The 23,768-nt window shown below is 59.5% G+C and carries 19 protein-coding genes; 4 read left to right on the top strand and 15 right to left on the bottom strand.

Going from position 1 to position 23,768, the window contains the following annotated elements; translation table 11 throughout:
* Positions 1-17 precede the first annotated feature (17 nt).
* Genes CORGL_RS02615 through purH form a run of 4 tightly spaced genes read right to left on the bottom strand, consistent with a single transcriptional unit; the run spans position 18 to position 4,203 of the window.
* Complete coding sequence (locus tag CORGL_RS02615; protein WP_013708370.1) at positions 18-1,070, bottom strand: sensor histidine kinase; 1,053 nt, start codon at positions 1,068-1,070, stop codon at positions 18-20.
* A gap of 4 nt (positions 1,071-1,074) precedes the next feature.
* The gene (locus CORGL_RS02610) at positions 1,075-1,740 is read right to left on the bottom strand and encodes a response regulator transcription factor (RefSeq protein ID WP_013708369.1); all 666 of its coding nucleotides are present in this window, start codon (positions 1,738-1,740) and stop codon (positions 1,075-1,077) included.
* A gap of 11 nt (positions 1,741-1,751) precedes the next feature.
* Complete coding sequence (locus CORGL_RS02605; protein WP_013708368.1) at positions 1,752-2,561, bottom strand: hypothetical protein; 810 nt, start codon at positions 2,559-2,561, stop codon at positions 1,752-1,754.
* A 10-nt stretch (positions 2,562-2,571) separates the two neighbouring features.
* Positions 2,572-4,203, bottom strand: coding sequence for a bifunctional phosphoribosylaminoimidazolecarboxamide formyltransferase/IMP cyclohydrolase (gene purH, locus CORGL_RS02600; protein WP_013708367.1), 1,632 nt, complete (start codon positions 4,201-4,203; stop codon positions 2,572-2,574).
* 284 nt (positions 4,204-4,487) lie between these two features.
* Here purH and CORGL_RS02595 point away from each other — a divergent pair, with 284 nt between their 5' ends.
* A complete protein-coding gene (locus CORGL_RS02595) occupies positions 4,488-5,120 on the top strand; it encodes a GNAT family N-acetyltransferase (RefSeq protein WP_013708366.1) in 633 nt (210 codons plus the stop codon).
* Between the two features lie 131 nt (positions 5,121-5,251).
* Here the strand turns inward: CORGL_RS02595 and CORGL_RS02590 are convergent, their stop codons facing one another.
* The 6 genes from CORGL_RS02590 to CORGL_RS02565 form a co-directional block, all read right to left on the bottom strand.
* Positions 5,252-7,237 carry a DUF2207 domain-containing protein gene (locus CORGL_RS02590; protein WP_245526941.1) on the bottom strand — a complete coding sequence of 662 codons (1,986 nt, stop codon included), beginning with the start codon at positions 7,235-7,237 and terminating at the stop codon, positions 5,252-5,254.
* Positions 7,238-7,421: 184 nt separating this feature from the next.
* On the bottom strand, positions 7,422-8,735 hold the full coding sequence (locus tag CORGL_RS02585) for a PTS sugar transporter subunit IIC (protein ID WP_245526940.1): 1,314 nt from the start codon (positions 8,733-8,735) through the stop codon (positions 7,422-7,424).
* Positions 8,728-9,030, bottom strand: a complete 303-nt coding sequence (locus CORGL_RS02580) for a PTS sugar transporter subunit IIB (protein WP_013708363.1) — start codon at positions 9,028-9,030, stop codon at positions 8,728-8,730. The genes CORGL_RS02585 and CORGL_RS02580 overlap by 8 nt, the downstream gene beginning before the upstream one ends.
* A gap of 18 nt (positions 9,031-9,048) precedes the next feature.
* Positions 9,049-10,443 (bottom strand): glycoside hydrolase family 1 protein, encoded by a 1,395-nt coding sequence (locus CORGL_RS02575; protein WP_013708362.1) that lies wholly within the window; start codon positions 10,441-10,443, stop codon positions 9,049-9,051.
* 29 nt (positions 10,444-10,472) lie between these two features.
* Positions 10,473-10,814 (bottom strand): PTS lactose/cellobiose transporter subunit IIA, encoded by a 342-nt coding sequence (locus CORGL_RS02570; RefSeq protein ID WP_013708361.1) that lies wholly within the window; start codon positions 10,812-10,814, stop codon positions 10,473-10,475.
* Positions 10,815-10,889: 75 nt separating this feature from the next.
* Positions 10,890-12,833, bottom strand: a complete 1,944-nt coding sequence (locus tag CORGL_RS02565) for a BglG family transcription antiterminator (RefSeq protein WP_013708360.1) — start codon at positions 12,831-12,833, stop codon at positions 10,890-10,892.
* A gap of 267 nt (positions 12,834-13,100) precedes the next feature.
* Here CORGL_RS02565 and CORGL_RS02560 point away from each other — a divergent pair, with 267 nt between their 5' ends.
* Positions 13,101-14,495, top strand: coding sequence for an NAD(P)/FAD-dependent oxidoreductase (locus CORGL_RS02560; RefSeq protein WP_013708359.1), 1,395 nt, complete (start codon positions 13,101-13,103; stop codon positions 14,493-14,495).
* A gap of 47 nt (positions 14,496-14,542) precedes the next feature.
* Here CORGL_RS02560 and CORGL_RS02555 read toward each other — a convergent pair whose 3' ends face one another.
* Together CORGL_RS02555 and CORGL_RS02550 are read right to left on the bottom strand one after the other, a co-directional pair.
* Positions 14,543-16,513, bottom strand: coding sequence for a glycoside hydrolase family 127 protein (locus tag CORGL_RS02555; protein ID WP_013708358.1), 1,971 nt, complete (start codon positions 16,511-16,513; stop codon positions 14,543-14,545).
* Between the two features lie 28 nt (positions 16,514-16,541).
* The gene (locus CORGL_RS02550) at positions 16,542-17,954 is read right to left on the bottom strand and encodes a glycoside-pentoside-hexuronide (GPH):cation symporter (RefSeq protein WP_013708357.1); all 1,413 of its coding nucleotides are present in this window, start codon (positions 17,952-17,954) and stop codon (positions 16,542-16,544) included.
* A 284-nt stretch (positions 17,955-18,238) separates the two neighbouring features.
* Here CORGL_RS02550 and CORGL_RS02545 point away from each other — a divergent pair, with 284 nt between their 5' ends.
* Both CORGL_RS02545 and CORGL_RS02540 read left to right on the top strand, forming a co-directional pair.
* A complete protein-coding gene (locus CORGL_RS02545) occupies positions 18,239-19,192 on the top strand; it encodes a helix-turn-helix domain-containing protein (protein ID WP_013708356.1) in 954 nt (317 codons plus the stop codon).
* Between the two features lie 21 nt (positions 19,193-19,213).
* On the top strand, positions 19,214-19,417 hold the full coding sequence (locus CORGL_RS02540) for a hypothetical protein (protein ID WP_013708355.1): 204 nt from the start codon (positions 19,214-19,216) through the stop codon (positions 19,415-19,417).
* A gap of 46 nt (positions 19,418-19,463) precedes the next feature.
* Here the strand turns inward: CORGL_RS02540 and CORGL_RS02535 are convergent, their stop codons facing one another.
* The 3 genes from CORGL_RS02535 to CORGL_RS02525 all read right to left on the bottom strand — a co-directional run bounded on the left by CORGL_RS02535 (position 19,464) and on the right by CORGL_RS02525 (position 23,751).
* Positions 19,464-20,303, bottom strand: a complete 840-nt coding sequence (locus CORGL_RS02535) for a dicarboxylate/amino acid:cation symporter (protein WP_049777669.1) — start codon at positions 20,301-20,303, stop codon at positions 19,464-19,466.
* Between the two features lie 105 nt (positions 20,304-20,408).
* A complete protein-coding gene (locus CORGL_RS02530) occupies positions 20,409-21,377 on the bottom strand; it encodes a glycyl-radical enzyme activating protein (protein ID WP_013708354.1) in 969 nt (322 codons plus the stop codon).
* A complete protein-coding gene (locus tag CORGL_RS02525) occupies positions 21,343-23,751 on the bottom strand; it encodes a formate C-acetyltransferase/glycerol dehydratase family glycyl radical enzyme (protein ID WP_280985027.1) in 2,409 nt (802 codons plus the stop codon). The genes CORGL_RS02530 and CORGL_RS02525 overlap by 35 nt, the downstream gene beginning before the upstream one ends.
* Between the last annotated feature and the right edge of the window lie 17 nt (positions 23,752-23,768).

The following is a 23,768-nucleotide window of genomic DNA, read 5'->3' as shown; positions in this document are numbered from 1 at the left end:
AGTCGGCAGCAGGCTCATCAGCAGAAATACTTGAACTTGTTCGTCGAGAAGGAGAGGGCGATCTCGAACCAGCTCCCCTCCTTCGACGCCGCCGAGATTCCGACATCCATCTTCTTGCAGAGCCGTTTGACCAGATAGAGACCGATACCGGTCGATCGCTTCACCTCTCGGCCGTTGAGACCGGTGAATCCCTTGTCGAACACGCGGGGCAGATCCGCTGCGCAGATCCCGCAGCCGTCGTCGCGAATTGACAGGATGACGGACTCACGCGCTTGTCCGGGGTTGTCGATCCTGCCGGAGAACGTGATCGTTCCCGCGCCTTCGCGGCGGTATTTGATGCTGTTCTGGACGATCTGGCCCAAGATGAAACCGATCCATTTCTCATCAGTGAACACATCGAGATCGAGTCCTTCGCAAACCGGCGTGATGTGGGCGCCTATGAGCTGAGAGGCGTTGGCCTTGATCGCATTCGATACGAGCCGGCCCAAGCTGTGCCGCCGGATGAGATAATCGCGCTCCAGAGCTTCTGAACGAGCGAAATACAGCGCCTGATCGATGTAGCCCTCCACGCGGTGCAGCTCCTCGCGCAAAGACGCGATGCTCTCGATCATCGCGGGGGCGTCGCTGTCGCGTTCGAGATTGTCAAGCGTGAGATGGGCTGCCGCGAGCGGCGACTTGGCCTCGTGCACCCAGGTCTCGATATACTCGCGATAATCCTCGACTTGATGCCGATGAGCTGCGATGTCGTCGTTGGCCGCCTTGGAAATGGCGCACAGGGCGTCATAGGCGATCTCGCCCTCGAGGTAATCGGGTCTCTCAACGAGTTCGGTGAGCCACAGAGGGTGCTCGATGTCAGACCCGCAGCGCTCCAGATCATCGAAGAACGGCCGTTTGCGAGCGTAGTCCCCTACCAAGAGGGCGAGCGCGCCCGCCGCCATGATGCCGCAGACGAGCAACGTGCTCGCGGTGCCCATCCTCGAGGTCAGCAGCACGAGGGCGCAGACCATATCGATGAGGGCGACGAAGCCGATCGCGGGAATCGCTGAGCGCAGATAGGCGGAGAGTTTCATGGCGCTACACCGAGTAGCCGCGGCCGCGATGCGTGACGAGGTAATCTCTCACGCCGATGCGATCAAGCGTGGCTCGCAGGCGATTGATGTTGACCGTCAGCGTGTTGTCATCGATGAAGGCGTCCGAGTCCCAAAGATCGCGCATGATCGCCTCGCGAGAAACGATCGAACCCGCCCGGGAGATGAGCAGCGCCAAGATCCGCACCTCGTTTTTGGTGAGTTCGACCTGGCGGCCGTTCGCACTCGCCGTGGAGCGACCGAGATCGATCGTCACGCCTTCGTGCGCGATCACGCCGCGCTCCTCGGGCGGTGCCGATCGACGGAGCAGGGCCTCGATGTGCGCTATGAGCACGCGCGCGCTGTAGGGTTTCGAGATGAAGTCGTCGGCGCCCATCGTCATGCTCATGACCTCATCGATCTCGGTGGTCCGGGATGTCAGCACGATGATGGGAACATCGCTGAGGCCTCGCAGCTCCCGCGCGATGAGTTGGCCGTCGGTCTTGGGCAATGTGAGATCGAGCAGCACGAGATCGGGTGCGGCCTCCACGATTTCTTCGACGATTTCATCAAATGCCGTGCACGCGGCGACGCTGAATCCGCTGCGTTCGAGCAGCCGAGTGAGCTCCCGGCGAATCGGCTCGTCGTCTTCGACCACGTAGATCAAAGCCATGTCGCTCCCCCTCATCCGCGGCCGCGCGCACCGCTCGCCGCTCGCAGCAGCTTGGAGTAGCATTCCTGCAGAAACGAGATGAATGCGGCGTCTCGCCGCTGCGCGGGAGTGTCCGGCACCGCATCCGAGGCGGCGACGATCCCGTGCTCATCTGAGACGAGAAAGACGGAGGCGGCCTCGCCGTTCGCTCCGCTGCGATCGACATCGTCGGCGTCGGCGAGCGCGATGCGCTCGATGCGATGCCCGCGCATGGCTGCCAGCTGCTCCACAAGCGTGAGACAGCCGCACGAAGCGAGAGGTGTCGAGGCGCCGTTATCCGATTGATCTCCGGCGGGCTTCGTGCACACCTGCAGCACCTCTCCGCGCGACAGGCACAGCACCTCGGGAGCCACGCCTGAGGCGTTCGCCTCAGAAGCCGCGCACATGGCGCGAGCGCGAAGCGCGGATGCCGATTCATCGGCCAGCGGCGCATAGGGGCCCGTCGACATCGCGGCGGAGCCATCGACATCGACCACGAGCATCACGACGCCGTCGAGCGCGTTCTCGGTGCCTCGATCGAGCGACAACTCGATGTGCTGGCCCACCCAAGCTATCAGGGCCGCGGGAAGCGCCCGCCCGTTGACGCGACGGGCCCGCAGCGCACGCAGGTGCCGTGCCAGCGCGGGCACCGATGCGCCCACCATGCGCCAGCGGCAGATGAGCGCCGGTTCCCCCAGTGCGAAGCCCTCTTCGGGTCGCTCCCGCTGAGCGCGGCAGAAGTCCTCGTAGGCACGGAGCTGCCCCGGATCGCCGATGAACTGGTTGTCGATCTCGTCGCTCAAGGAACGAATCCTAATGACGGAAGTGACGACGGCACGTGAAGATCATCGCGATCTCGTGATCGTCGCAGGCCTTGATGCACTCGTCATCGCGCACCGATCCCCCCGGCTGGATGATCGCCGTGACACCGTGGCGCGCGAGCACGTCGACGTTGTCCCGAAATGGAAAGAACGCATCGCTCGCGCAGGCCAGACCCGTCGGCGCGATTCCCATGCGCCGGCAGCACTCCTGCGCCCGCTGGCAGGCGAGCAGCGCGGAGTCCACCCGGTTCGGCTGGCCCGGACCCATTCCTATGCCCGCGCCATCTTTCGCGATCAGGATCGCATTGGATTTGACGGTCTTGCAGACGCGCCACGCGAACATGAGATCGGCCATCTCCCGGTCGGTCGGCCGACGCGTCGTGGGAAAGGTGAACTCCGATATGTCCTCGCTCACCGTGTCGACGCTTTGCAGCAGCATTCCGCCGTCGATCGATCGAGCCTCAATACGCGCGTGGCCCTCGGCACCTCCGCATGCGAGAACTCGCAGGTTCTTGCGCTTGGAGAGGCGCTCGAGCGCGCGAGGCTCAAAGGACGGGGCGATGATGACCTCGACGAACTGCTTGTTGCGATCGGCGAAGTGCTCGACGAGAGAGCGCGGCACCTCGCGATTCACGGCGATGATGCCACCGAACGCGCTTTTGGGATCGCATGCGAACGCGCGATCGTAGGCGCGGGTGACATCTGCGGCAACCGCGGAGCCGCAGGGATTCTGATGCTTCAAGATGATGACGGCGGGCTCATCGAACTCGCGCACGGCGTTCCACGCCGCATCGGCATCGAGCAGGTTGTTATACGACAGCGGACGGCCTTGGATCTGCTCTGCGCCGATCAGCGGACTTTGAGACGATCCGATGCGGGAGAACTCGTCGGCGAACCGATAGACCGCCGCCGCCTGATGGGGATTCTCGCCATATCGAAGATCCTGGCTCTTCACGAGATGAAGATCGAACTCCTCAGGAGGTTCGAAACTGATGTCCGAGTCGACGGAGGCCTCCTGATCGAGGTAGGAGTTGAGCCAGATCGAAATAGCCGTGTCATAGGCGGCGGTGCGCGCGTAGACCTTCGCGGCCAGTCGGCGGCGCGTCCCCGCCGTCGTGGAGCCCTCATGGATGCGCATCTCGCCGAGAACCCGATCGTAGTCTCGAGGATCGCACACGACCGTCACGAATCTGTTGTTCTTCGCAGCGGAGCGCAACATGGAGGGACCCCCGATGTCGATGTGCTCGATCGCGTCCTCGAACGTGACCTCCGGCTCTGCAACGGTCTTCTCGAACTCGTAGAGGTTGACGCAAACCAGATCGATCATCTCGATACCGTACTCGGCGGCCTCCGCCATGTGACGGTCCGAATCGCGTCGAGCGAGCAGACCGCCATGGACCTTGGGATGCAGCGTCTTCACGCGGCCGTCCATCATCTCGGGAAAGCCGGTGAACCGCTCGATCGGCTTGACGGGAATGCCAGCCTGCTCTAGAGAGGCGGCCGTGCCGCCTGTCGAAATGATCTCGACACCGAAGTCCTCGACCAGAGATCGTGCGAAATCGACCACGCCCGTCTTGTCCGTGACCGAGATCAGCGCACGGCCGATTTTCACATCTGATCCCATGCTGCCCTCCTTGTTTGGATCATGTGGCCCGCTCCTTGCCGGAGCGGGCGCGAAATATCATTGGACTACTGTATCGCAACACGACCCCCCTTTGGGCCGTCGCGCTCAGAGCAGTTGAAGAAACACGGGCGACGAGCGGGCGGGACCACCAGATGAGCCCATCGGGACGATGATGTTCCGTGGGTGTTCCACGGAGATATCGCGGCTGCGCCCATACACCACGAGAGCACCATCTTTCGCGACGCGATCCATGGTAAAACATGTCTGTCCCGAGGAGGAGCAGCATGTCCAGATTACTCTACCGATCATTCGAGGAAGCGGATTTCGACCGGATCGCGGAGATTCTGCGAGCGCTGTGGCATGAGGATGCCTGCGGACGCCCATTCGGATCCCTCGAGGCATCGCATGAGCTCGCCGTTCATCTGTCGCATTCGACGTTCTCTCAAACCGTGCTCGTCGACGATGTGCCGATCGGACTGGTGCTCGCCCGCTCCGGACACGAGCGCACCGCTCAGATGAGAGCATGGGAGCAGCGTTGCGAGGATTACCTCAAGAAGATGGCGGAGCTGGATTCTCGAGCTCAAGCGAGCTATCAGATGAAGCTTCGGGCCGAACGCCATGTGAACGCCGAGCTCCTCAAGGCCAGCGGCGTCTCGGATGACTTCGAGGTGACCCTGCTGATCGTCGGCGGGTCAGCCCATCATCGCGGCATCGGCAGCGTTCTTCTCGACGCGGCCCTCTCCTATCTGTTCTCCCAGGGAGCGCCGAGCGCGTTTCTCTATACGGACTCATGCTGCTCATGGGGCTTCTACGACCGCTGCGGGCTCAAGCGCATGGCGACTCATCGCGCGACCCGTGAGGAGCGAAAACTGCTCCCACGCGAGATGTATCTCTACGAGTACAAGCGATCGGACTGAGCGACGATAGGGCCACGTCTCGCTCCTGCGAGCCAGCTGCCCTGCGTGCTCGGCTCATCTGAAGGATCGCGATGCACTCCGCGATCCACCAGCTGAAATGATGAGATCGCGCCGCCTCGGCTCCGCCGGCTCTAGAACGTGCCGCCCCCGCCGCCTCCGACGCCACCGCCACCGCCGCCGGAGAAGCCGCCTCCGAAACCGCCGCCTGAGCTGCGCATGCTCGACGCCACATCGGCGACCGTGGCGCTGTAGACCGAGTGCATGGCGCTCACCGGAGCGCCCATCGAGCCATGAGGGTAGATCCACCAATACATCGGGAACAGATAGAGACCCTGGTCATCCTCGCGCAGATGTCTGGGAACGGCATCAGCCAGCTCGCGCAGCACCTCATCCGAGACGCCGAGCGCGACTCCCATGACGAGCAGCTTGTTCCACAGCACGAGATCGGCTGGTACGGCCTCGCCCAGACGCGTGAAATCCTCGAGCCATTTCTTGAGCGCCGCGCAGCGGGAGCGAAGCTCGACGCCCTCCTCCGAGTAGACACGGTAGGTCGCAGCAATCGCCACGGCTGCGACGAGCAGCGCGATCGAGATCGCGATCACGGGTATGTTCAGCCATCCGATCATGCCCGCGAACGCTACGTCGAGACCGAACATGACCAAGGCCAGCGCGCCCGCGCCGAGCTTCATGGCCACCCCGCGCGATTTGATGAACCCGCGCGCGCACAGCGCGCCGGACACCTCGGCCTTGAGATCATCGATGCGCGCGGTGTACTCCTTGGGATCGGCGTGGGCGAGGCTCTTGAGGTCCTCGAATCTCATCTCGGTCGTTCCGTCTGACTCCGGACCGAAATACAGCTCGATCGCCGCCCTGTCGATGGGGTCGACCGCGGCGCTGCGATCGATGAGCCTGATAGCATAGTCCTCGACGGCGCGGCTGCCGAACAGAGAGCGCTTGCTCACATGCTCGGAGCTCAGAGCGATCACGCGATCGTCGGTGAGCTTCATCAGCGTGGCGACGACGGCTTCGTCTCCGACCGAGCCGTCCTTCATGAACGCGGAGATGACCGCCGGATGATCCGCAGAGGGGACATCGCGAAAGTAGGTATCCTGAAAGAGCGGTTTGGGATTGCGGCCGCGCGTGAGCTTGAGCGCGATCACGCCGATAAGAAGAAGAGCCGGCAACAGGATCTCGGCGACGGTACCGATGGCGAGCAGCGCCCGCGCGCGTTCGCGTTCGCGGTTGGCCTCCTGCGCCCACGAGCGCTCCTCTGACAGGATATCCGGCAGTCTTTCGGTGGACGTCGCAGATGCAGGGACCGCGCAGGCACCCACCCATGCGCGCGGGAAAGCGATGCGCGCCTCGGCGAACTTGCCGGATGAGACCGTCGGCACGACATAGTGCACCGAGGGGACGGCTTCGTCGACAGAGACGCCCCCATCGAGCGACCCGTGGCCCCACGCTCGGAAGCTCTCGCCTTTCTTCGGGCGCTCGATATCATTGGACCCAGCAGGGAACGTGACGTCGAGCTGGACATCTTGAGAGTTCTCCTCCCAGCCGGGACCGACGAACTTCCAGTAGAGCTCTGCGGTGTCACGCCATGCCATGACGGCACCGGAAATCGTGTAGGAAAGCGTGAACGTCTTGGACTGATCGGCGGATGCCGGCGCGAAGACCTTGAGCTTCACACCGGCGCTGGAATCTTCCGTCCCGCTCACCGTGTACACGCGCGTCTGACCCGCGTGGGCAGAGTCGACCTGCAGATACTTGTGCGGTGATCCGTCGATGAGCTCGACGACACCGGTCTGAGCGATGCTCGAGGGAGAACCCTGCTGATTCTCTCCGAGCGGGATCGTCCAGTACACGCCGTTGACGTACTCGCTGAACTCGAAGGTGCGCGTCTCGCTCACCTGCACATCACCATTCGGCTGCACCGCGGCTTCGATGCGCGTGCGCGGCAGGCTGTAGGTGCTCGCCCAAGCGCTGTCAGGCCATGCGGCAGCCGCGATGACCAAACAAGCGAAAATCAACGAGATCGCCATGAGCGAGCGGGTCCGATGGGAATCGAGACGTTTGAACGAGCGCATATCCGTGCCCTTCAGATCGAGCTGTGTCATGGCTGTCATTGTACACGTTTCATCAAACAGCTATGACGGTTCTCGGTCTCGAATGTATCGACCATCTCGCGAGCGCCCTGCTTGCGTACTGAGATGCGCGCAACACTGCGCGAGAGAGCGGGTCAGCCGGACGCCGCCTGTCTGGGCAACGTGCCTGAAAACGCGCGCCGGATCACAGATTCCACTACCCCTCTTCCAATTTGACGTCATTTCCCTCCTGCTCCAAGCACTCTCTCTCATAAGCTTTAAAGAATGGAAAATAAATCACCATGTCGACGATGATGAGCGCCGCAACGAGAAGAATCGCCTTTACATCAAATGTTGACAGATATGCGCCGATGATACCGGGCATATTCCAAGAGAGCAGGGCAAACGTTTTATTAACCAAACCGATCATCATACAAAGATATGCAACGATCGCATTCACAGTCGAGGTCAGCAGAAACGGTATAAAAAATATCGGGTTCATCATAAGCGGAACGCCAAAGATAATTGGCTCGGAGATATTGAAAACAGCCGGAACCAGTCCGACTCGCCCGATGGTTCTGAGCTGCTTTGATTTTGAACGCAGCAAAAGTATCGCCAGAGCGAGCACCGAACCGCAGCCGCCGATGGCAACGAAGTACACCCAAAATGGCGTCGTGAAGATGTTGGGCAGCGACTGGCCAGCTGCATGAGCGGCTGCGTTGATCGACAGTCCACCGTCTCGAATGGGACCGAGCACACCTGCCAGGGCGGCATCGTGAATCCCAAAGAACCAGAAGAACTGAACAAGCAACGTGGCCATTGCAGAAAAAGCCAGCGAATCGGTCGCATTGAACATCGGAGACAAGTGCGTGTAGATGAATGCAGGAAGGATCGTATCGATCATGTTGAAGATGCCGAAGACAATCGTGTGCACGAACAGAATGATAAGACCGGGAACTAGCGATGCAAATGCTTCGGACAAAGAGACGGGCACAGAGGGCGGGAGCGATATGCGGCCGACATTTCTGTCGCGCATCCATTGATATGATTCGACAGCGAATATGGCTATAAAGATCCCGACAAGCAGGCCTTTGCCATCAAGATACAGAATATTCGCAGTCTTGACATCCCAGCCCAATTTATCCGGCCCCACGCAGATAAGCAAAAAACCCGCCATCGAGAGCACTATGGGAATGAATGCATCCGTCTTGTAATGCTTGCATAGAAAATAAGTCACTCCTATGCAGATATAAACCGACATCGCCCCCAAAGTCATAGTATTTGCCCATGTTAAAAGGAGCGAATTCGATTCAACGAAATGGGACCATCCGAGCAGCAGAGGATTGGTCGACCCTTCAGGTGAGGGTGCCGATCCAATGATCGTCGCAATCCCTCCGAAGAGCGTGATGGGGACGATGGAGATGAACGCGTCGCGGATCGCATGCAGATGCCGCTGAGTGCTCATCTTGTTTGCAATTGGCAAGACGCGCCTTTCAAGGTATGCGGTGATTCCACCCATCTTGCTACTCATCGTCATCATCGCCGATTCGTTCGATAATCTGTCGAAGCACAGCCGCACCGTCCATCATGCCGTACGCCTGAGGCGCAATGAACTCGACAGGGCACGATACGATCTGCTGGATATTCGGAACCAGATATCGTATCTGAGGACCAACTAAAATCATATCGACACCTTCGACATGATTTTCAAAATCGGCTTCGCCGCATGCAAGGACGTCCACATGTCCCTCTGCGGCCTCCTCGATTTTTTTGGCCATGATCCCGGTGGACATTCCCGCGTTACAGACCAACATGATCTTTTTCATCGGTCGCTTCCTCTCTTTTCACTTTTCTGCGGTACTCTCTCGCGCGATGAAATCGCGATACCAGCCGAAGCTTTTTTTCGGTATGCGACGTAAATCCCGATCGAAATCGACTCCGATCAGCCCATAGCGCTTTTCGCAACCATTCTTCCATGAATACAGATCGAACGAGCTCCATGCAAAATAACCTCGAACGTCTGCGCCCTCGTGCATTGCAGCCTTGATTGCTTCGATATGGCTGCGCATAAATGAAATCCGATACTCGTCATCAATAGGTTCAGCATTGATTTCCTCAACGACTCCGATCCCGTTCTCCGTAACATAGATCGGCAGGTGATAGCGATTGTAGACATCGAGCAAACCACGCCGTAGACCATCCGGATAGATTTCCGTCCCCCAAGCGGTGACCTCCATCCCCGGATCATCGAGAACTTGCTCGAACCAATCTTTGAGAACAACCCGTGGTTTCTCCTTGAATGATGCGCCCGTGTTGTTCACCACTATCGATGTTTCACCTCGCGTGTAGGGTTTCACCAGTGTTCGCGAATAGTAGTTCAGACCGAGAAAATCAACAGTATTATCTGCGATGACGTCGAGCTGACGAGACGACATGAATGAGAGATCGTATCGCTTGTTCAGATCTGCGAGCAGATCTATGGGGATCTCACCTTTCGCTGCGGTGTCCATAATCCAGTTGTTGCAGTAGTTGTCTGCGTAGCGCATCGCGATACGCGTCTCAAGCGTCTCATCGATGCCATCAACCGGCGAGAAGCTGTGCACGATACCGATCTCGCCTTGAAAGCGTCCATCTCGAAATACCTGAACACAGCAGGCGGAGGCGTACATGACGTTGAATGCGGCACGAATGGCAAGTTGCGGATCGTTCAGACCGGGAGGGTAGTTTCCGATAAGATACCCACTCGCGACGAACCACTTCGGTTCATTGAATGTGGCCCAATACCGCACACGGTCGCCAAGTCGATCAAAGCAAACCCGAGCGAAGCGGACATAGGCGTCTGCGACGGCAGGGTTGAGCCAGCCTCCCTCGTCCTGCCAATACTGCGGCAGATCCCAATGATAGAGGGTGACATAGGGCTCGATGCCAAACTCGAGGCATGCGTCGACAACACGACTGTAGAACTCAACGCCAGCCTCGTTGACATCCCCTTCTCGATTCAGGATGATTCTGGGCCAGCTGAGCGAAAACCGATAAGCATTTTGGTTTCCCTTTGCCATGAGTTCGATATCTTCGCGATACCGATGATAATGATCACTTGCAACGTCTCCATTTTCCAGATGAGCTTCATGCAGATATCGATCCCACAGCGATTCAGCTTTGCCTGCCTCATTCCATGCGCCCTCGCATTGATAGGAAGCTGTTGCGCTGCCCCAGAAAAAAGGACTTCTGGCATTCATAAGATCTTCTTGCCTCCCCTTCTAGGTTCTCAGCTCGCACGATCCTGCTTGATCTGATGGAGCGCCATGATTTCTCGTATGAGCTCGCGAGCCAAGCATGCTCCCATCAGATGATCCTGCGCATGGACGAGCATCACGTTGACCTCGGTGTGATCTCCGTTCGCTTCCCTCACCAGAAACGCTGTCTGCTTCTCATGTGCACTGAGAAAAGCCTGATCGGACTCGGCCATAAGCTCTTCCGCCCGTTTAAAATCTCCCTTCTTCGCCTCATTTAACGCCATGAATGCGAGGCTCTTCGCATCCCCGGCATCTGCGATCAGGCCGAATGACATGAGGTCATCTGATTTCGAATCTGTTTGTGAATCAATCATATTTTCCTTTCTCTCGATATCGACGCCTTTCGCGACAAGCCAGCCGGCATTCCGGATACCATCTCACTTGAATAGCTACTCATGCGCGTTGCCAGTTGAACCAAATTGGTAGATGAACGTCTCGAAACGACGGGTTTCCAGAAGCCGCTTCACTTTGAGAGGATTGGACAGGAGACGTGCGGCCCTTGAAAAGAAGAAATCCAATGCCTCGCGATCGTCGATGCCTATCGATACAAGCAAAACAATCTGAACCTCCTGTTCTCCCCATGCTACAGGCTGATCAAGCAGGCCCACGCAGATCCGTGTGCGATCGGAGACCGCACGGGCTGGATGCGGAAGCGCGATTGAGTTGCCGAAAGCAGTCGACGCCTTCTCCTCTCGGGCGATGACCAGATCAGTCAGCTTTGGGCTCACGTTGGCATCTTTGATCAGGCGATCGCACATTGAATCGAGAATCGCAAATCGGTCTTGACCTGTTAGATGCGCAATAAACAGATCCTCGTCAAACAACTGCGTCAGAAATCTCGTTTCTCGAGAGCTTCCATCCAGAAGCTTATCGATATCTGAGATATCGTCAGCATCGAGGAAGCAACTGATCTGTTGAACCGGAACGGGCACAGACACGTCAAGGGGAACGGTGGTGAACACATAATCGATGCCGGAGAAATCGATCCCTTGCACATGAAGAGCGTCGCAGTGGACTATGTCGCCGATCTTCGCTCCGAACGTTCGCCTTATAGCCGATTCGAGCAGGCGCGTCGTACCCAGTCCGGTGGCGCAGACCACAAGGATATTTCTCTTGGGCGATGCGCTTCGCTTTCGCTCGAGGGCAAGAGCCAATGCAAGGGCGATATATCCAGTCTCCTCCTCGCACAGTTGCGTGCCCGACCATTCCTCCAACGCGATCCCTACATCAAGTGCCATGGAGAACGCAAGTGGGTAGCGCAACTTGATCTGGTCAAGAATAGGGTTGTCTGCCCTGAGACGATATTTCAATCGTGAAGCGAGCGGTACGAGATGCCGAGCTAGATTCATGCGCAGCTCAAGATCGCTTCTCAAATCAAACTGAAAGGACTCCCAGATGCGATCGAGAGCCGCGCTGACCGCAGACCAGATTTCTTGAGTGATGACCAGTTCGCCCTGACTGCTTTCCGGATCTACCCCGACGTGTGAAACGAGGGTTTTCTTCCCCGCGAGATGAATGGCGATGTATGCCATCTCAGATTCGGGCACATCGATCTTGCATACATGTCCGATGTTCATCGCGATTCGCCGCGCGATGGGAAACTCCGGGCTATCGCGTAGTGCGCTCAGTTGCTGTTCATCGAGAGGGATGTAGCAGGCTTTGGTGATTCGAAAAAGAGCTACGACAACATGGGCGACCAGATTCGAAAAGGCGACGGAGCTCAGATACAAGTCAGTTTCATTCAGCACGTTTTCGATACAGGTGGTAACTCTACCCGGATTTATCGCGAGCTCACCATCTGATCTCAGGGCGAGCCGATCGATCTCATTCGGATACTGAGACACGTAACCTGCCAAGCACAGTCGGCGTGCCATCTCTGAGCCCTCGATGCGAATTCCGTACCGCGGCTTTTTTACAATGCGGAGGCCATACCGTGCAATGATCGTTTCGGCAGCTTTCAAATCCTTTGAAATGCTCTGAGGCGATATGAATAGCAGCGTGGCGAAATCCGAGATCGTAACCCAATCCGTCCGCTGGATCAGATCGTTGATCAGATATGCGACACGACCTTCAGGCGAGAGACGATTGCTGTTGCTGACAAGGCTCTCGCTATGCCCAAGCCACACGTCAAGTGCGCGCCCATCGTGTACCAGCAGGTGATAGCCATTCAGTTGGCGCGAGAACCGAATTGAAGCAATACCTTTGAGCGCGGTGTTTGCTTCATGAATATGGGCGCGAACGGTTCGAACGCTTGCATCAAATCGCGACGACAGCTCTGATGCTACGGCACAATCCGTACTCCGAAGGAAACGAACCAGATCGATCGTCTGCATCTCATCCTCCCATCGTCGACTATAGTATGAGAACAGCGCATCCGACTCCATCGCCCGCGCTGCCTTCCATATTGCATGATCGCTATGAGATAGGCCCCGAAGTGGGTATTGCATGTGTACACCAAATTTCGATACGGAACGTAACGGCTTGCCTCATGTGAGCACATGGCGTAGCGTAGCGTGAAGACGGTATCGCCTAGGCTGATTCGCATCCGGACAGAAGTCTCCGGCTATTGCAACACGCCCTCCGAACACGAGGAGTTATTCATGAAAGCAGACGTCATCATCGTCGGAGCTGGCCCTTCGGGCATCTTTACTGCACTCGAGCTCCTGCGCACCCGATCCGATCTTCGCATCATGATGCTCGAGCGCGGCCTGCCCGTGGAGAAGAGGAGCTGCCCGAAGGATCGCTGCGGCCGGTGCACGGAATGCACGCCGTGCAACATCACGACCGGCTTCTCCGGTGCCGGTGCCTTTTCCGATGGCAAGCTCTCCTTGTCAGCAGAGGTGGGCGGGGATCTGCCGGAGCTGATCGGCGCCGAGCGCGCGCAGGCGACCATCAAAGACGTCGATAACATCTACCTCGGCTTCGGTGCCGACGAACGCGTCGAGGGCACCGGGGACGGTGAGCAGATCCGCGAGATACGACTGCGCGCGATACGCGCCGGGCTCAAGATGGTCGACTGTCCCATCCGCCATCTGGGAACCGAGAAGGCCCAAGAGCTCTATCTTGCGATCGAGCATCATCTTATGGACGCGGGCGTGGACATCCGCTTCAAGACCGAATGCCTGGATCTCGTGATCGAGAACAGCGAATGCACCGGTGTCATCGCGCGCGGCGCCGACGGCGAGCAGCGCATCGATGCGCGACGCGTGATCATCGCGACCGGCCGACGCGGTGCCGACTGGCTCGAGCGCCTGTGCAGCGAGCATGATATCAGCCATACCCCGGGCCCGGTCGACATCGGCGTTCGCATCGAAATGAGAAACGAGGTCATAGAGCACGTCAACCAGGTGCTCTATGAGGGCAAGCTCATCGGCTACCCCAATCCGTTCCGCAACAAGGTCAGGACGTTCTGCCAGAACCCCGGCGGTTTCGTCGCCCAGGAGAACTACGATGGCGGGCTCGCGGTGGTGAACGGCCACTCGTTCAAGCAGCGCAAATCGGATAACACCAATCTCGCGATCCTGTGCTCCCACAACTTCCGCGAGCCGTTCAACCAACCCATCGCATACGCTCAGAACATCGGCAGACTGTGCAACATGCTCGGAGACGGGCACATCCTCGTGCAGCGCTTCGGGGACGTGTTGGATGGCAAACGCACCTGGCAAAAGGAGCTCGATCGCTCGAACGTGCAGCCCACGCTGCCCGACGCCGTGGCCGGCGATATCACGAGCGCGCTTCCCTTTCGCACCATGACATCGATCGTGGCGTTCATGGTGGCCGTGGACAAGGCGATCCCCGGATTCGCCTCGGCTGAGACCCTGCTCTACGCACCGGAGCTCAAGTTCTACAGCAACCGCATCTCCATGGACGCCGACTTCACCACGAACGTGGCGAATCTGCACTGTCTGGGCGATTCGAGCGGCTGGACGCGCGGCCTCATGATGGCCTCGGTCATGGGTCACCTCATGGGCGTCCGCCTTGCAGCCGAGCTGTAGGACGGACGCCGACGCGATACAGCGGTCCGACTTAGCGATGCTCCTGTTCAGTCGCCTGAATTCAGCCACACCTGCATCTGTCCGTTCTCCCGGTTGGCCCAGGCGAAATACGGGATCAGGGTCAGCCGAGCGGCTTCAGCCGGCGCGGCGGCGGCATCGGTGTAGAGCGCCGCATCGGCGCCATCCTGCGGCTGGCGCCGCGCATCGACTTGGATGATCTCCACGCCCTCAAGCAGATCGGACTCGTAGCGAGCATCGGTCTTCATATCGTGACCGAGCGTGTAGAGCCACAGCGGGCCCTCATTGTCAGCCTGCTCGGCGGCATAGACGATCGGTCCGCGCTGTACGGCGAGCTTTCCGAAGGTCTCCCGGACACGGTTGGATGCTCGCATGAGCCTCACGCTCATGTCGAGCTCAAGCTCGATGGTGAGACGCGAGCTGTCAACGTTCACGTACGCAAAACCGTCGCGCGCATCGATATCGCGAGCCACGCCGTCCACGGTCAGCCGAGCGGTGCCAGCCGACCATGAGGGAATCCGGAGACCCAGCTTGAAAGCACGCCTCACGGGATTGTCGATCTCGTAGCGGATTTCGCCATCCCAGGGAAAATCATTCGTCTGGGTGATGCGAACGCCATCGGTGAACGTAGCAGTGTTCGCGATGAACTGATGCGACAGAATCGCTGTGCCGCTCACGGTATACAGATAGCGATCGACCGAGGCGATGAGACGCGCCAGGTTTGCCGGACAGCACGCGCAGCCGAACCAGTCCGCCCGTTGGGTCAGAACGTGACTCTTGCCCGGGTTGCCCGCAGTGGCCGCTGGATCGGCTTCAAGCGGGTTGACATAGAAGAAGTGCCGTCCGTCAAGGGACATTCCGCTCAGCGCACCGTTGAACAGCTCTTTCTCCAGCACATCGGCATACTCGCCTCTCGGCTCGATCTCAAGCATCTGACGCGCGAAGAAGGACATGCCCACCGAGGCGCACGTCTCGCCGTACATCGTGTCAGCAGGCAGATCGTAGTCGTAGGTGAAGGCCTCCCCGGCCGTTGTCGAACCGATGTTTCCCGTGATGTACATCCGGCGCGAAACGATGTCCTCCCACAGACGGTGACAGGCGTCGAGCAGGTCCCTGTCACCGGTGAGCCGCGCCACATACGCCATGCCGCAGCACAGATAGACCACCCGCACCGCGTGGCCATCGGCGGTCTTCTGGTCGCGAATCGGCTCGGCCGCCTGATAATATCGGCGCGGAAGGCCGCGCATGATCGGGATCAGATCGCGCTCCCAGCCGTCCGCCTCGATCTGGCGCTCGAAGAACTCGGGATCGACTCCGCGCTGGCTCAGAAAGAAGTGCGCGAGATCGAGATAGCGCTGCACTCCGGTCACCTCAAAAAGCCGCGCCAGTGCCAGCTCGATCTCAGCGTGCCCGTCATAGCCGGGGATCTTCCCCTCGCTCAGGCCGAAGTTCTCGTCGATGCAATCCGCCATACGTCGAGCTATCTCGAGGGCGAGCTTGCTGCCGGTGACCTCGTAATAGGCCACGCCCGCCTCGATGTAATGGCCCATCGTGTACAGCTCGTGGGACTGCTGCAACCGCTTGAAACGGCGTTCAGGAGCTTCGATCTGGAAAAATGTCGATAGATAGCCATCCGGCTGCTGCGCTGCTGCGATCAGCTCCACGAGATCGTCGGTGATGCGCTTCAGATCGGGGTTTGGCGCGTAGCTCATCGAGTAGGCGGCCGCCTCGAGCCACTTGTACACGTCGGTGTCCTGGAACGGAAACCCGTAGTGGTGCCCGTCCATCCTGCCAGCTGCGATCCTCAGATTGGCCACGGCATGCGAACTGCGATCCTGTCCGTTTCGCTGCGGGTCCATTGTGATCTCGATATCGGCCTCGTCGTTCATGACAGCCCACTGGTAGGGCAGCACCTCGCGAACTACCAGCTGGCGGTAGCGCTGCCAGAACCCGGATGTGATGTCGACGCTCTCCAATTTCACTGCGGTCTCCACGCTCATGGTGAGGACCTCCTCTCTTTGTCGTCGTCTAGGCGTTCTCAGAAAGCTGCGCCGTCTCTTGCGCATGGAGCCGTTTCAGACCAGCCCGGACGATCGGCTCCTGACGCTCGAACCGCCGATAGACGACCATCGGAATGATGTTGATGGCAAAGATGATCGCCGGCAGCCACAGGAAGGAGAACGCTATGCCGGCGAGCGCCGTGGCGCTCTGAGACGAATCGGCGACGTACCCGAAGGCGCGCAGAATCTGCGCCGGCAGAAACGAGCCTATGCCAGAGCCCATCTTGATGCAGAACGAGCTGCCGATGGCCGTCAGGAATCCAGCGGCTCGAATGCCGGTCTTCCACTCACCGAAGTCAACGGTGTCTCCGACCATAGCGAAAAACATCGTGCACGCCGATCCGCTGCCGATGCAGGCCAAACACCAACCGAGCATCAGAATCGAAAGGTTGTCGCCGCTCAGGCCCATGATAACATGACCTATGATCGCAACCGTCAGGCCCGTCGTCGTTGCGGCCCACTTGCCCCACACCTTGACGACCAGCGGGATGCCTGCCATGCCGATGGCCTGAATGATGGAGACCCCGTTGAACAGCGCGATCAGGTTCTCGTCATGCATGTTGTACTGGAAGAAGTATGCCAGCATCGAGTTTCTCGTCATGAGGCCGACCCAGAAGATGACGTTGGCGACGACGATCAGCACCCAAGGCCAGTTGCCCTTGGCCGCCCGGAGGCTCTGCCTGATCGTGACGGTCCCGCATGTCTCAATGTTCTTCTCCCGCATGTCCCAGAAAGCGATGAGCAGAAGAACCAGAGCCACCACGGCGTAGACGGCCACGGCCATCGACCAGCCACGCTGCCGATCCGCACCACCGAGCATCGTTGCGAACGGCAAAATGAAGGTCACGGCGAAGAAGTTGCCGATGTTGCCGCCGATCATGCGGAACGAGTTGGCGATCGTGCGCTCTTGGGGGTCTGAGGTGAGATTGGGCAGCACGGAGGTGATCGGTGTGGACATGCCAGTGTAGGAGATGCCGGCGAGGATGTACATCACGCCGGCATAGGCGACCTTCGCCGGACCGGAGATGTTCGGCGTCGTGAACAGAAGCCATACGAACAGCGTGAATGGCAGGGCCATCCAGAGGAACCACGGGCGACTCTTCCCGTACTTGCTGTTCGTGTGATCGATGATAATGCCCCAGATCGGTGCGTCCAGAGCGTCGAAGAAACGGGCCACGAGCAGCAAGGTGCCGGCGGTGCCCACGGACAGACCGAACACCTCGGTAAAGAAGTAAAGCAGAAAGCTGGAGATGATGCAGTACAGCAGATTTCCGGACACATCGGTGAACGCGTAGGTGATTTTGCGATGCAACGGCAGATGATCGTCGCTCTCAACAGCGGCCACGGTGCCGGCATCGGCTAAGTCACGGGTTGTTTCCATAACAGGATCATCCCTTCGGTCGTAGCGTCTTGGCAGACCGTGCGCACGCAGTCTTGTCGACTTGGAGCTATCTTAGGCGATTGCATTCTCACCGAAAAGGTCGATAATGCATGAAGTGGTGTTCATTTCCGACGTAAAGCTAGAATCATTCTTTTCTTATCAGGCTTTTCGACTTTTGGTGACTATTTCCGATATTTCAATACGACAATTTCCCGAGCTCTGGCAACAGTTTCCGACATGGTTTGCACGCGTGCTCAACGCACCCGGCGGGAAGGAGAAGCCTGATGCAGTTTTTTCCGTTTCACCTGGAGCGGCCGGTCCTGTTCTACAAGGGCGGCGAGTTCTCCTGCACAGAACCGTGGAGGCATCGTGCGGTCTATCACCGGGGGGATTACGAAATTATGTTCTGCATCAAGGGGCCATTCTATCTGACCGTGGGAAAAGAGGACTATACCATCGGTGCGGGCGATGTGTTCGTCGTTCCCCCGTTCACGAGGCTCGAGGGCTCTCGAATGTCGCAGAAGCCGGTCGATTTCTTCTGGCTGCATTTCTTCAGTCAGCACGAGGAGGTGCCCTTCACCACCGACTCCGAGCTCGGTGACATCCTGCGACTGCTCGAGGCATCCTCGCAGCAGATCGTTCTGCCTATGCAATTCCAAGCGCCGGATAGGCATCGTCTCCTCGTCGGCCTGCACGAGATCCTGGCAGAGCGCTGTACATCGAACGTGGAGTTCGGACTGGACGAATGCGACTACCTCACATCTGCCCTGTTGATCGAATTGTTCAAAAGCTATGCGAACGTTCATCGAACAATTGAGGATGATCGCATGAGCTACCTGCAAGAATGGATTCGCGCAAATATGTCTGCCACGCTGAGCGTCGCAGAGATCGCGCGCACGGCGCATCTGAACGTCGACTATCTGACGCGTCTGTTCAATCGGAGCACCGGAATGACGACCCTGCGCTACATTAACCATCTCAAGATCGAGGTCGCCGAGGTCTTGCTCGTGCACACCGAGATGACGATCAAAGAAGTCGCCCGCGCCTCCTACTTCAACGATCCAAAGGTCTTCATGCGGCATTTCCGGACGGCCACCGGGCTCTCACCGTCCGAATACCGCAAGACGAACAGCAGAGTCCATCTGAACAATCCTCATGTTGATCCCCAGATCCCCCTCCCGAAACGCATCTCGGACAAGATCGGCTACATCCCCGAAAACGGCGACATACCCGAATAGATCGACAGAAAGGTGAATCTCATGTTGAAATGCCTCTTCAAACCCGTCGGCGGTCAATCCTGTGTCTCCTGGCTCTTACAGATCGCCCTGCTTGGCGTCGTCTGGGCCGTATACGAGAAGATGATCCCGCTCGGCGCGACAACGCTGCTCGGGGCAGCGGCATTGGTCATCGCGATCTACGCCAGCTTCGCTCTGACCAAGCGATTCGAGACCAAAGGAGACTGAGGCCGGCTTGTTTCGCCTCTGCGGAAAGGCCTGCCGCGTCACTCCATCATGCGGCCGCACCCTCGGACTCGATGTCCTCGTCTTGTTTCTGCGTCAGAGCTTTGCTGAACCAATCTTTGCCCTCGACGAGACGTGCGACGATCATAGCCAAGCCGGAGTCCCCGGTAGCGTTCACCGCGGTCGCCACCGAATCGGTGATGGTGCCGATGAGCACCATGATGGGAAGGGCGACGGACGGAAACCCGAAAGCGGACGCGATGATGACCTCGGAGACGTAGCCGCCTTCCGGAATGCCGCCTTCGACGATGGAGGCTATCAGCGATATCACGATCACCACCGCGATGTGCTCCGGTGTCGCGAGCACCATGCCGAACGCGCCGAAGAGAAAGCCGATCTTCATCATCTGCGTCAGACACGAGCCGTCCTTGTGCAGGCTCAATCCGACGGTGATCACCAGATCGGCGATCTCCTCAGGGACGCCGAGCCCTTTGGCCTGCGCGAGATTGGCCGGCAGTGCCGCAGCCGATGAGCAGGTCCCCAAGGCGGTGAGGGTCGGCGGGATGCAGCTTTTCCACCATGCCTTGACTCCGCGTCCGCCGGCGGCGATCCAGGCGAACGCGGTCTGGGAGACGACGAAGTAGAACACGCTGACCGCGATGAAGATGATGACGCAGCGCGCCAGAGGACCGGCAAGCTGGTTGCCGTGCTCTCCGATGAGCATGCAGAAATAGCAGCCCAAACCGAGCGGCGCGAACTTCATGACAAGGCCGATGAGCTTCTTGGACACCGCGGCCATGGAGACCATGAAGCTCAGCACCGGCTTTCCCCGGTCACGTGCCAGAACGATCGAGACGGCGAAGAGCATCGCGAACACGATGAGCGCCATGAGATTGATCTCTGATTCAGGTGCCAGAAGAGCGACACGTGCGCATCGCCCATCAAAGCGCGGTCGTCGCCGCGCTCATTCGTCAATTTGAAAACCTGATCGCCTCTATCGATCACCGTGATCCGCCCGGACCTCATCGCGCACGGTGGCGAGCAGGCCGGCGTCTGAGCACGCACGAAGAGCGTCCGCAACCTCTGACTCGGTTGGCTGCAGGACGCCGCGGCAGGCGTAAGGGAGGCCGAGCGCATCGTACTTGCCCTCCCCCAGCTGATGGAACGGCAGGATATCCGCATATCGAATGCCGAGCGCGCGGGCCCGGAGCGCATTCGCCCTCACATTTGCAAGATCATTCGTATAGCCCGGCACGATGGGCATGCGTGCGACGATCGGAGTACCCAGTGCGATGAGACGCGAAACGTTGGCATCGCGCACGACCGGATCGATTCCCGTGATGGAGCGGCTCCTTCGTCTGTCGGCGATCTTGAAGTCCACGAGGAGCGCGTCACACGCCTGCGCCAGCGCTTCGGGATCTGCAAGCGGTGTCGCCAGCGAGCTCTCGACGACGCAGGATATGCCGCGGCGCCTGCAGCGGCGCAGCAGCTCCGTGACGACGCGCTGGCGCGACGGACGCGCGAGCGCCTCGCCTCCCGAAACGGTGAGCCCACCGCCGCTCTCCTCATAGAAGACCAGGTCGCGCATGATCTCCTCGACAAGATCGCTGACTTCGCGAACGGTACCCGCCAGTTCCTTTGCCCCGGTGGGACAATCACTCGGCGCGGTGGCGCACGGGCAGCCGTTCGCGGCGAGCCGGCCCCCCGCACGAGCCGTGCAACCGATGCACAGCCGCGAATTGAACGAAATCTGCGGTTCGTCCGACAGATCCTCGGGGTTGCAGCACCATGGGCAGCGAAACGGGCAACCCTTGCAAAAGACGACGGTCCGTATGCCCGCTCCGTCGTGCAGAGAGAATCGCTGAATGTTTGTGACGCAAAGCGATGGCGCGCTGCCGCCGGATCGGTCTGCGCGCTTCGCGGGCTCCTCAGAGCACATGCTCGGTGCGCGCGATGATGTCATCTTGTATCGCCTGCGAAAGCTCGCAGAACATGGCGCTGTAGCCTGCCACGCGCACCACGAGGTCGCGGTGGCGATCGGGATGGCGCTGCGCGTCCTCCAGCGTGGCGCGATCTACGACATTGAACTGTATGTGCTGGATCCGAAGGCGCGAAAACGCCTTCAGGTAGGCCTCGAGTTTCTCGAGACCCGTCTCGCCGCTGAGCGTCGCGGGAGAGAACTTGACGTTGAGCAGGCTTCCATTCGAATCGAGCTCGTTTTCGAGCTTGCTGACCGAGCGCAGACTCGCTGTGGGTCCGTGTCGGTCTCTGCCCACCATGGGCGACAGCCCGCCGTCGGCGAGCTGCTCGCCGGCGCGGCGTCCGTCGGGTGTGGCGCCGCATGCCGCACCGAGCGGAATATGGGCCGACACGGTGTAGCTACCTGGCTGGAAGGTGCCGCCGCGCACATTGGAATGCCGCGCGACCTCGGTGGCGTAGAACGCCAGAAGCTCGGCACCTATCCGATCGACCTCGTCGATATCGTTGCCGTACTTCGGATAGCGGTTGATGAACCTCTGTCGCCAGGTCTCGCCCTCGGTGCCCTTCCAATCATCCCTCAGCAGCTTCAGGAGTCCCCCGTAGGAGATGACCGGCTCGATGCGCTCGCCGTGCTCCCCCTCCCCGAACACGGCGCGCTTCATGACCATGAGCGCATCGGCCAGATTCGCCGTGCCGACACCCTGGACGCCGGAGGGGTTGTAGCGCGCGCCGCCCGAAGTGATGTCGCGTCCCTTCTTGAGCGAATCGCGGACGAGACATGAGAGCAAAGGCGTCGGCGATGTCTCGCGATGCGCCAGATCGCACGTGTTGCAACCACGAACCATGAGCCGCACGTAGTCACTGATCGTATTCTTGAGCGCCTCGACGAGCGCCTCGAAGTCGGCAAACCCGTCGGGGTTCTCCTCGATGGTCAGCTCAAGGCAGCGGACCATGTTGAACATCGAGATGTCGTGCAGTCCGTACATCCTGCCCGGGATAGACAGCTCGACACAGCCCACCACGCCGTAGTCGCGCGCGTCTCGCAGCGCGATGCCGCGTCTCACAAAGGCGTCGATGTTCACCTCGTCGTTGAACACCTGTGGCAGCCCGTCACCCAGCCGAATGATCTCGCATGTCCGACGATACAGCTCCGGCGGCGTATGCGCATGGATGCGCACCGAGAGATTGGGCTGCGGCAGACGTGTATCCCGTTGGACGTCAAGCAGCAGGTCCGAGAGCTCGTTTGCGCAATCCCGCCCTTGGTCGTCCACCCCGCCGACCACCAGGTTGAATCCGATGGGGAACCCGGCGAAAAACGAAGCGCTGCTCGTCGAGCGAATGGCGACGATCGAGTTGGTCTTGAGGTAGAAGCACTGGATGAGCTCCCTGATGAAGTCGGGCGACTCGCCGTTCGCGACGCTGGACTCATAGAAGGGCCACAGATACTGGTCGGCTCGACCGAGCGACAGCGAACTCGCGTTGCTCTCGTGCTGAAGGGCCACCTCGGTGAGCCACACGAGCTGCAGGGCGTCGTAGAGATCTCGCGCGGGCTCGGTGGAGATGCGATGCAATATCTCGGCGATCCGCGCGAGTTCGCGGGCCCGGGTGGAAGCAGCTCGGCCGGACATGTCGATCACCTCGCGCTCGTAACGGCGCACGTAGGCGATCACCGCTTCAAGGCAGATCACCGCAGCGCGAAGAAATGCGTTTTCTGGATCGCGCGCGAGCAGCCCGCTCGCCTCGGTGAGGACGCCTCCATATCCGCGTGTGAGGATCTCGGAAAAATCGCAGATGATGTGCCCTTGTCCCTTGTCGGTCTGTGCGATCGAGAACACGCCATCGCGCTCGCCAGCGGCGACCGAATCATCCAGATGCTCGACGTAGAAGTCGTTGAGAGATCTGCCCTTCCAGTAATCGTACAGCTCATCTCGATAGAACGACGCCGCCCGCTCTGATATCTCGAAGGGATCCTGCGGTCGCGTGGGGAACCCATCAAGTTCGCGGAAGATCCAGTAGGGCGACATCTCCGGCGAGAGCACGCCCGCCCGCGGAGAGGCGCTGCGATTGCCCACCAGCAGATCGAGATCATCGATCACGATCTCGTGGTTGGCAAGCACGTGACGAAGCGCTTTCGCGCGCCGAATGATGACGGGCTCACCTTCCGTGCGGCGGTACGACTCGGTGAGAAGCCGGGCGCGTTCAAGCGAAACCCGTCGTCTCCCCGCAAAGAGACGCTCCTTTATCGCACGTGTCCGATCGGTGAGCATGTCGACCCCCCTGATACGGCGACACTCATCTCTGAAGACAGAGATGAGTGTCGTACTCGATCGCAGCGCGAACGCATCCGGTGCGCTCATCCAACCGAGCGCACTCA

The sequence above is a fragment of the Coriobacterium glomerans PW2 genome (genome assembly GCF_000195315.1).
Taxonomy (GTDB): Bacteria; Actinomycetota; Coriobacteriia; order Coriobacteriales; family Coriobacteriaceae; genus Coriobacterium; species Coriobacterium glomerans.
The sequence above is the reverse complement of the archived record's forward strand: the minus strand, read 5'-3'. Positions and strand labels throughout refer to the sequence as shown.

What these genes read in the sequence shown, in the direction of transcription:
- CORGL_RS02615 (WP_013708370.1), bottom strand. Translation starts at nt 1,070, where the DNA reads ATGAAACTCTCCGCCTATCTGCGCTCAGCGATTCCCGCGATCGGCTTC.
- CORGL_RS02580 (WP_013708363.1), bottom strand. Translation starts at nt 9,030, where the DNA reads ATGAAAAAGATCATGTTGGTCTGTAACGCGGGAATGTCCACCGGGATC.
- CORGL_RS02570 (WP_013708361.1), bottom strand. Translation starts at nt 10,814, where the DNA reads ATGATTGATTCACAAACAGATTCGAAATCAGATGACCTCATGTCATTC.
- CORGL_RS02560 (WP_013708359.1), top strand. Translation starts at nt 13,101, where the DNA reads ATGAAAGCAGACGTCATCATCGTCGGAGCTGGCCCTTCGGGCATCTTT.
- CORGL_RS02555 (WP_013708358.1), bottom strand. Translation starts at nt 16,513, where the DNA reads ATGAGCGTGGAGACCGCAGTGAAATTGGAGAGCGTCGACATCACATCC.
- CORGL_RS02530 (WP_013708354.1), bottom strand. Translation starts at nt 21,377, where the DNA reads ATGACATCATCGCGCGCACCGAGCATGTGCTCTGAGGAGCCCGCGAAG.
- CORGL_RS02525 (WP_280985027.1), bottom strand. Translation starts at nt 23,751, where the DNA reads ATGAGCGCACCGGATGCGTTCGCGCTGCGATCGAGTACGACACTCATC.
- CORGL_RS02535 (WP_049777669.1), bottom strand. Translation starts at nt 20,303, where the DNA reads ATGGCGCTCATCGTGTTCGCGATGCTCTTCGCCGTCTCGATCGTTCTG.
- CORGL_RS02595 (WP_013708366.1), top strand. Translation starts at nt 4,488, where the DNA reads ATGTCCAGATTACTCTACCGATCATTCGAGGAAGCGGATTTCGACCGG.
- CORGL_RS02540 (WP_013708355.1), top strand. Translation starts at nt 19,214, where the DNA reads ATGTTGAAATGCCTCTTCAAACCCGTCGGCGGTCAATCCTGTGTCTCC.
- CORGL_RS02550 (WP_013708357.1), bottom strand. Translation starts at nt 17,954, where the DNA reads ATGGAAACAACCCGTGACTTAGCCGATGCCGGCACCGTGGCCGCTGTT.
- purH (WP_013708367.1), bottom strand. Translation starts at nt 4,203, where the DNA reads ATGGGATCAGATGTGAAAATCGGCCGTGCGCTGATCTCGGTCACGGAC.
- CORGL_RS02610 (WP_013708369.1), bottom strand. Translation starts at nt 1,740, where the DNA reads ATGGCTTTGATCTACGTGGTCGAAGACGACGAGCCGATTCGCCGGGAG.
- CORGL_RS02545 (WP_013708356.1), top strand. Translation starts at nt 18,239, where the DNA reads ATGCAGTTTTTTCCGTTTCACCTGGAGCGGCCGGTCCTGTTCTACAAG.
- CORGL_RS02585 (WP_245526940.1), bottom strand. Translation starts at nt 8,735, where the DNA reads ATGAGTAGCAAGATGGGTGGAATCACCGCATACCTTGAAAGGCGCGTC.
- CORGL_RS02565 (WP_013708360.1), bottom strand. Translation starts at nt 12,833, where the DNA reads ATGCAGACGATCGATCTGGTTCGTTTCCTTCGGAGTACGGATTGTGCC.
- CORGL_RS02575 (WP_013708362.1), bottom strand. Translation starts at nt 10,443, where the DNA reads ATGAATGCCAGAAGTCCTTTTTTCTGGGGCAGCGCAACAGCTTCCTAT.
- CORGL_RS02590 (WP_245526941.1), bottom strand. Translation starts at nt 7,237, where the DNA reads ATGACACAGCTCGATCTGAAGGGCACGGATATGCGCTCGTTCAAACGT.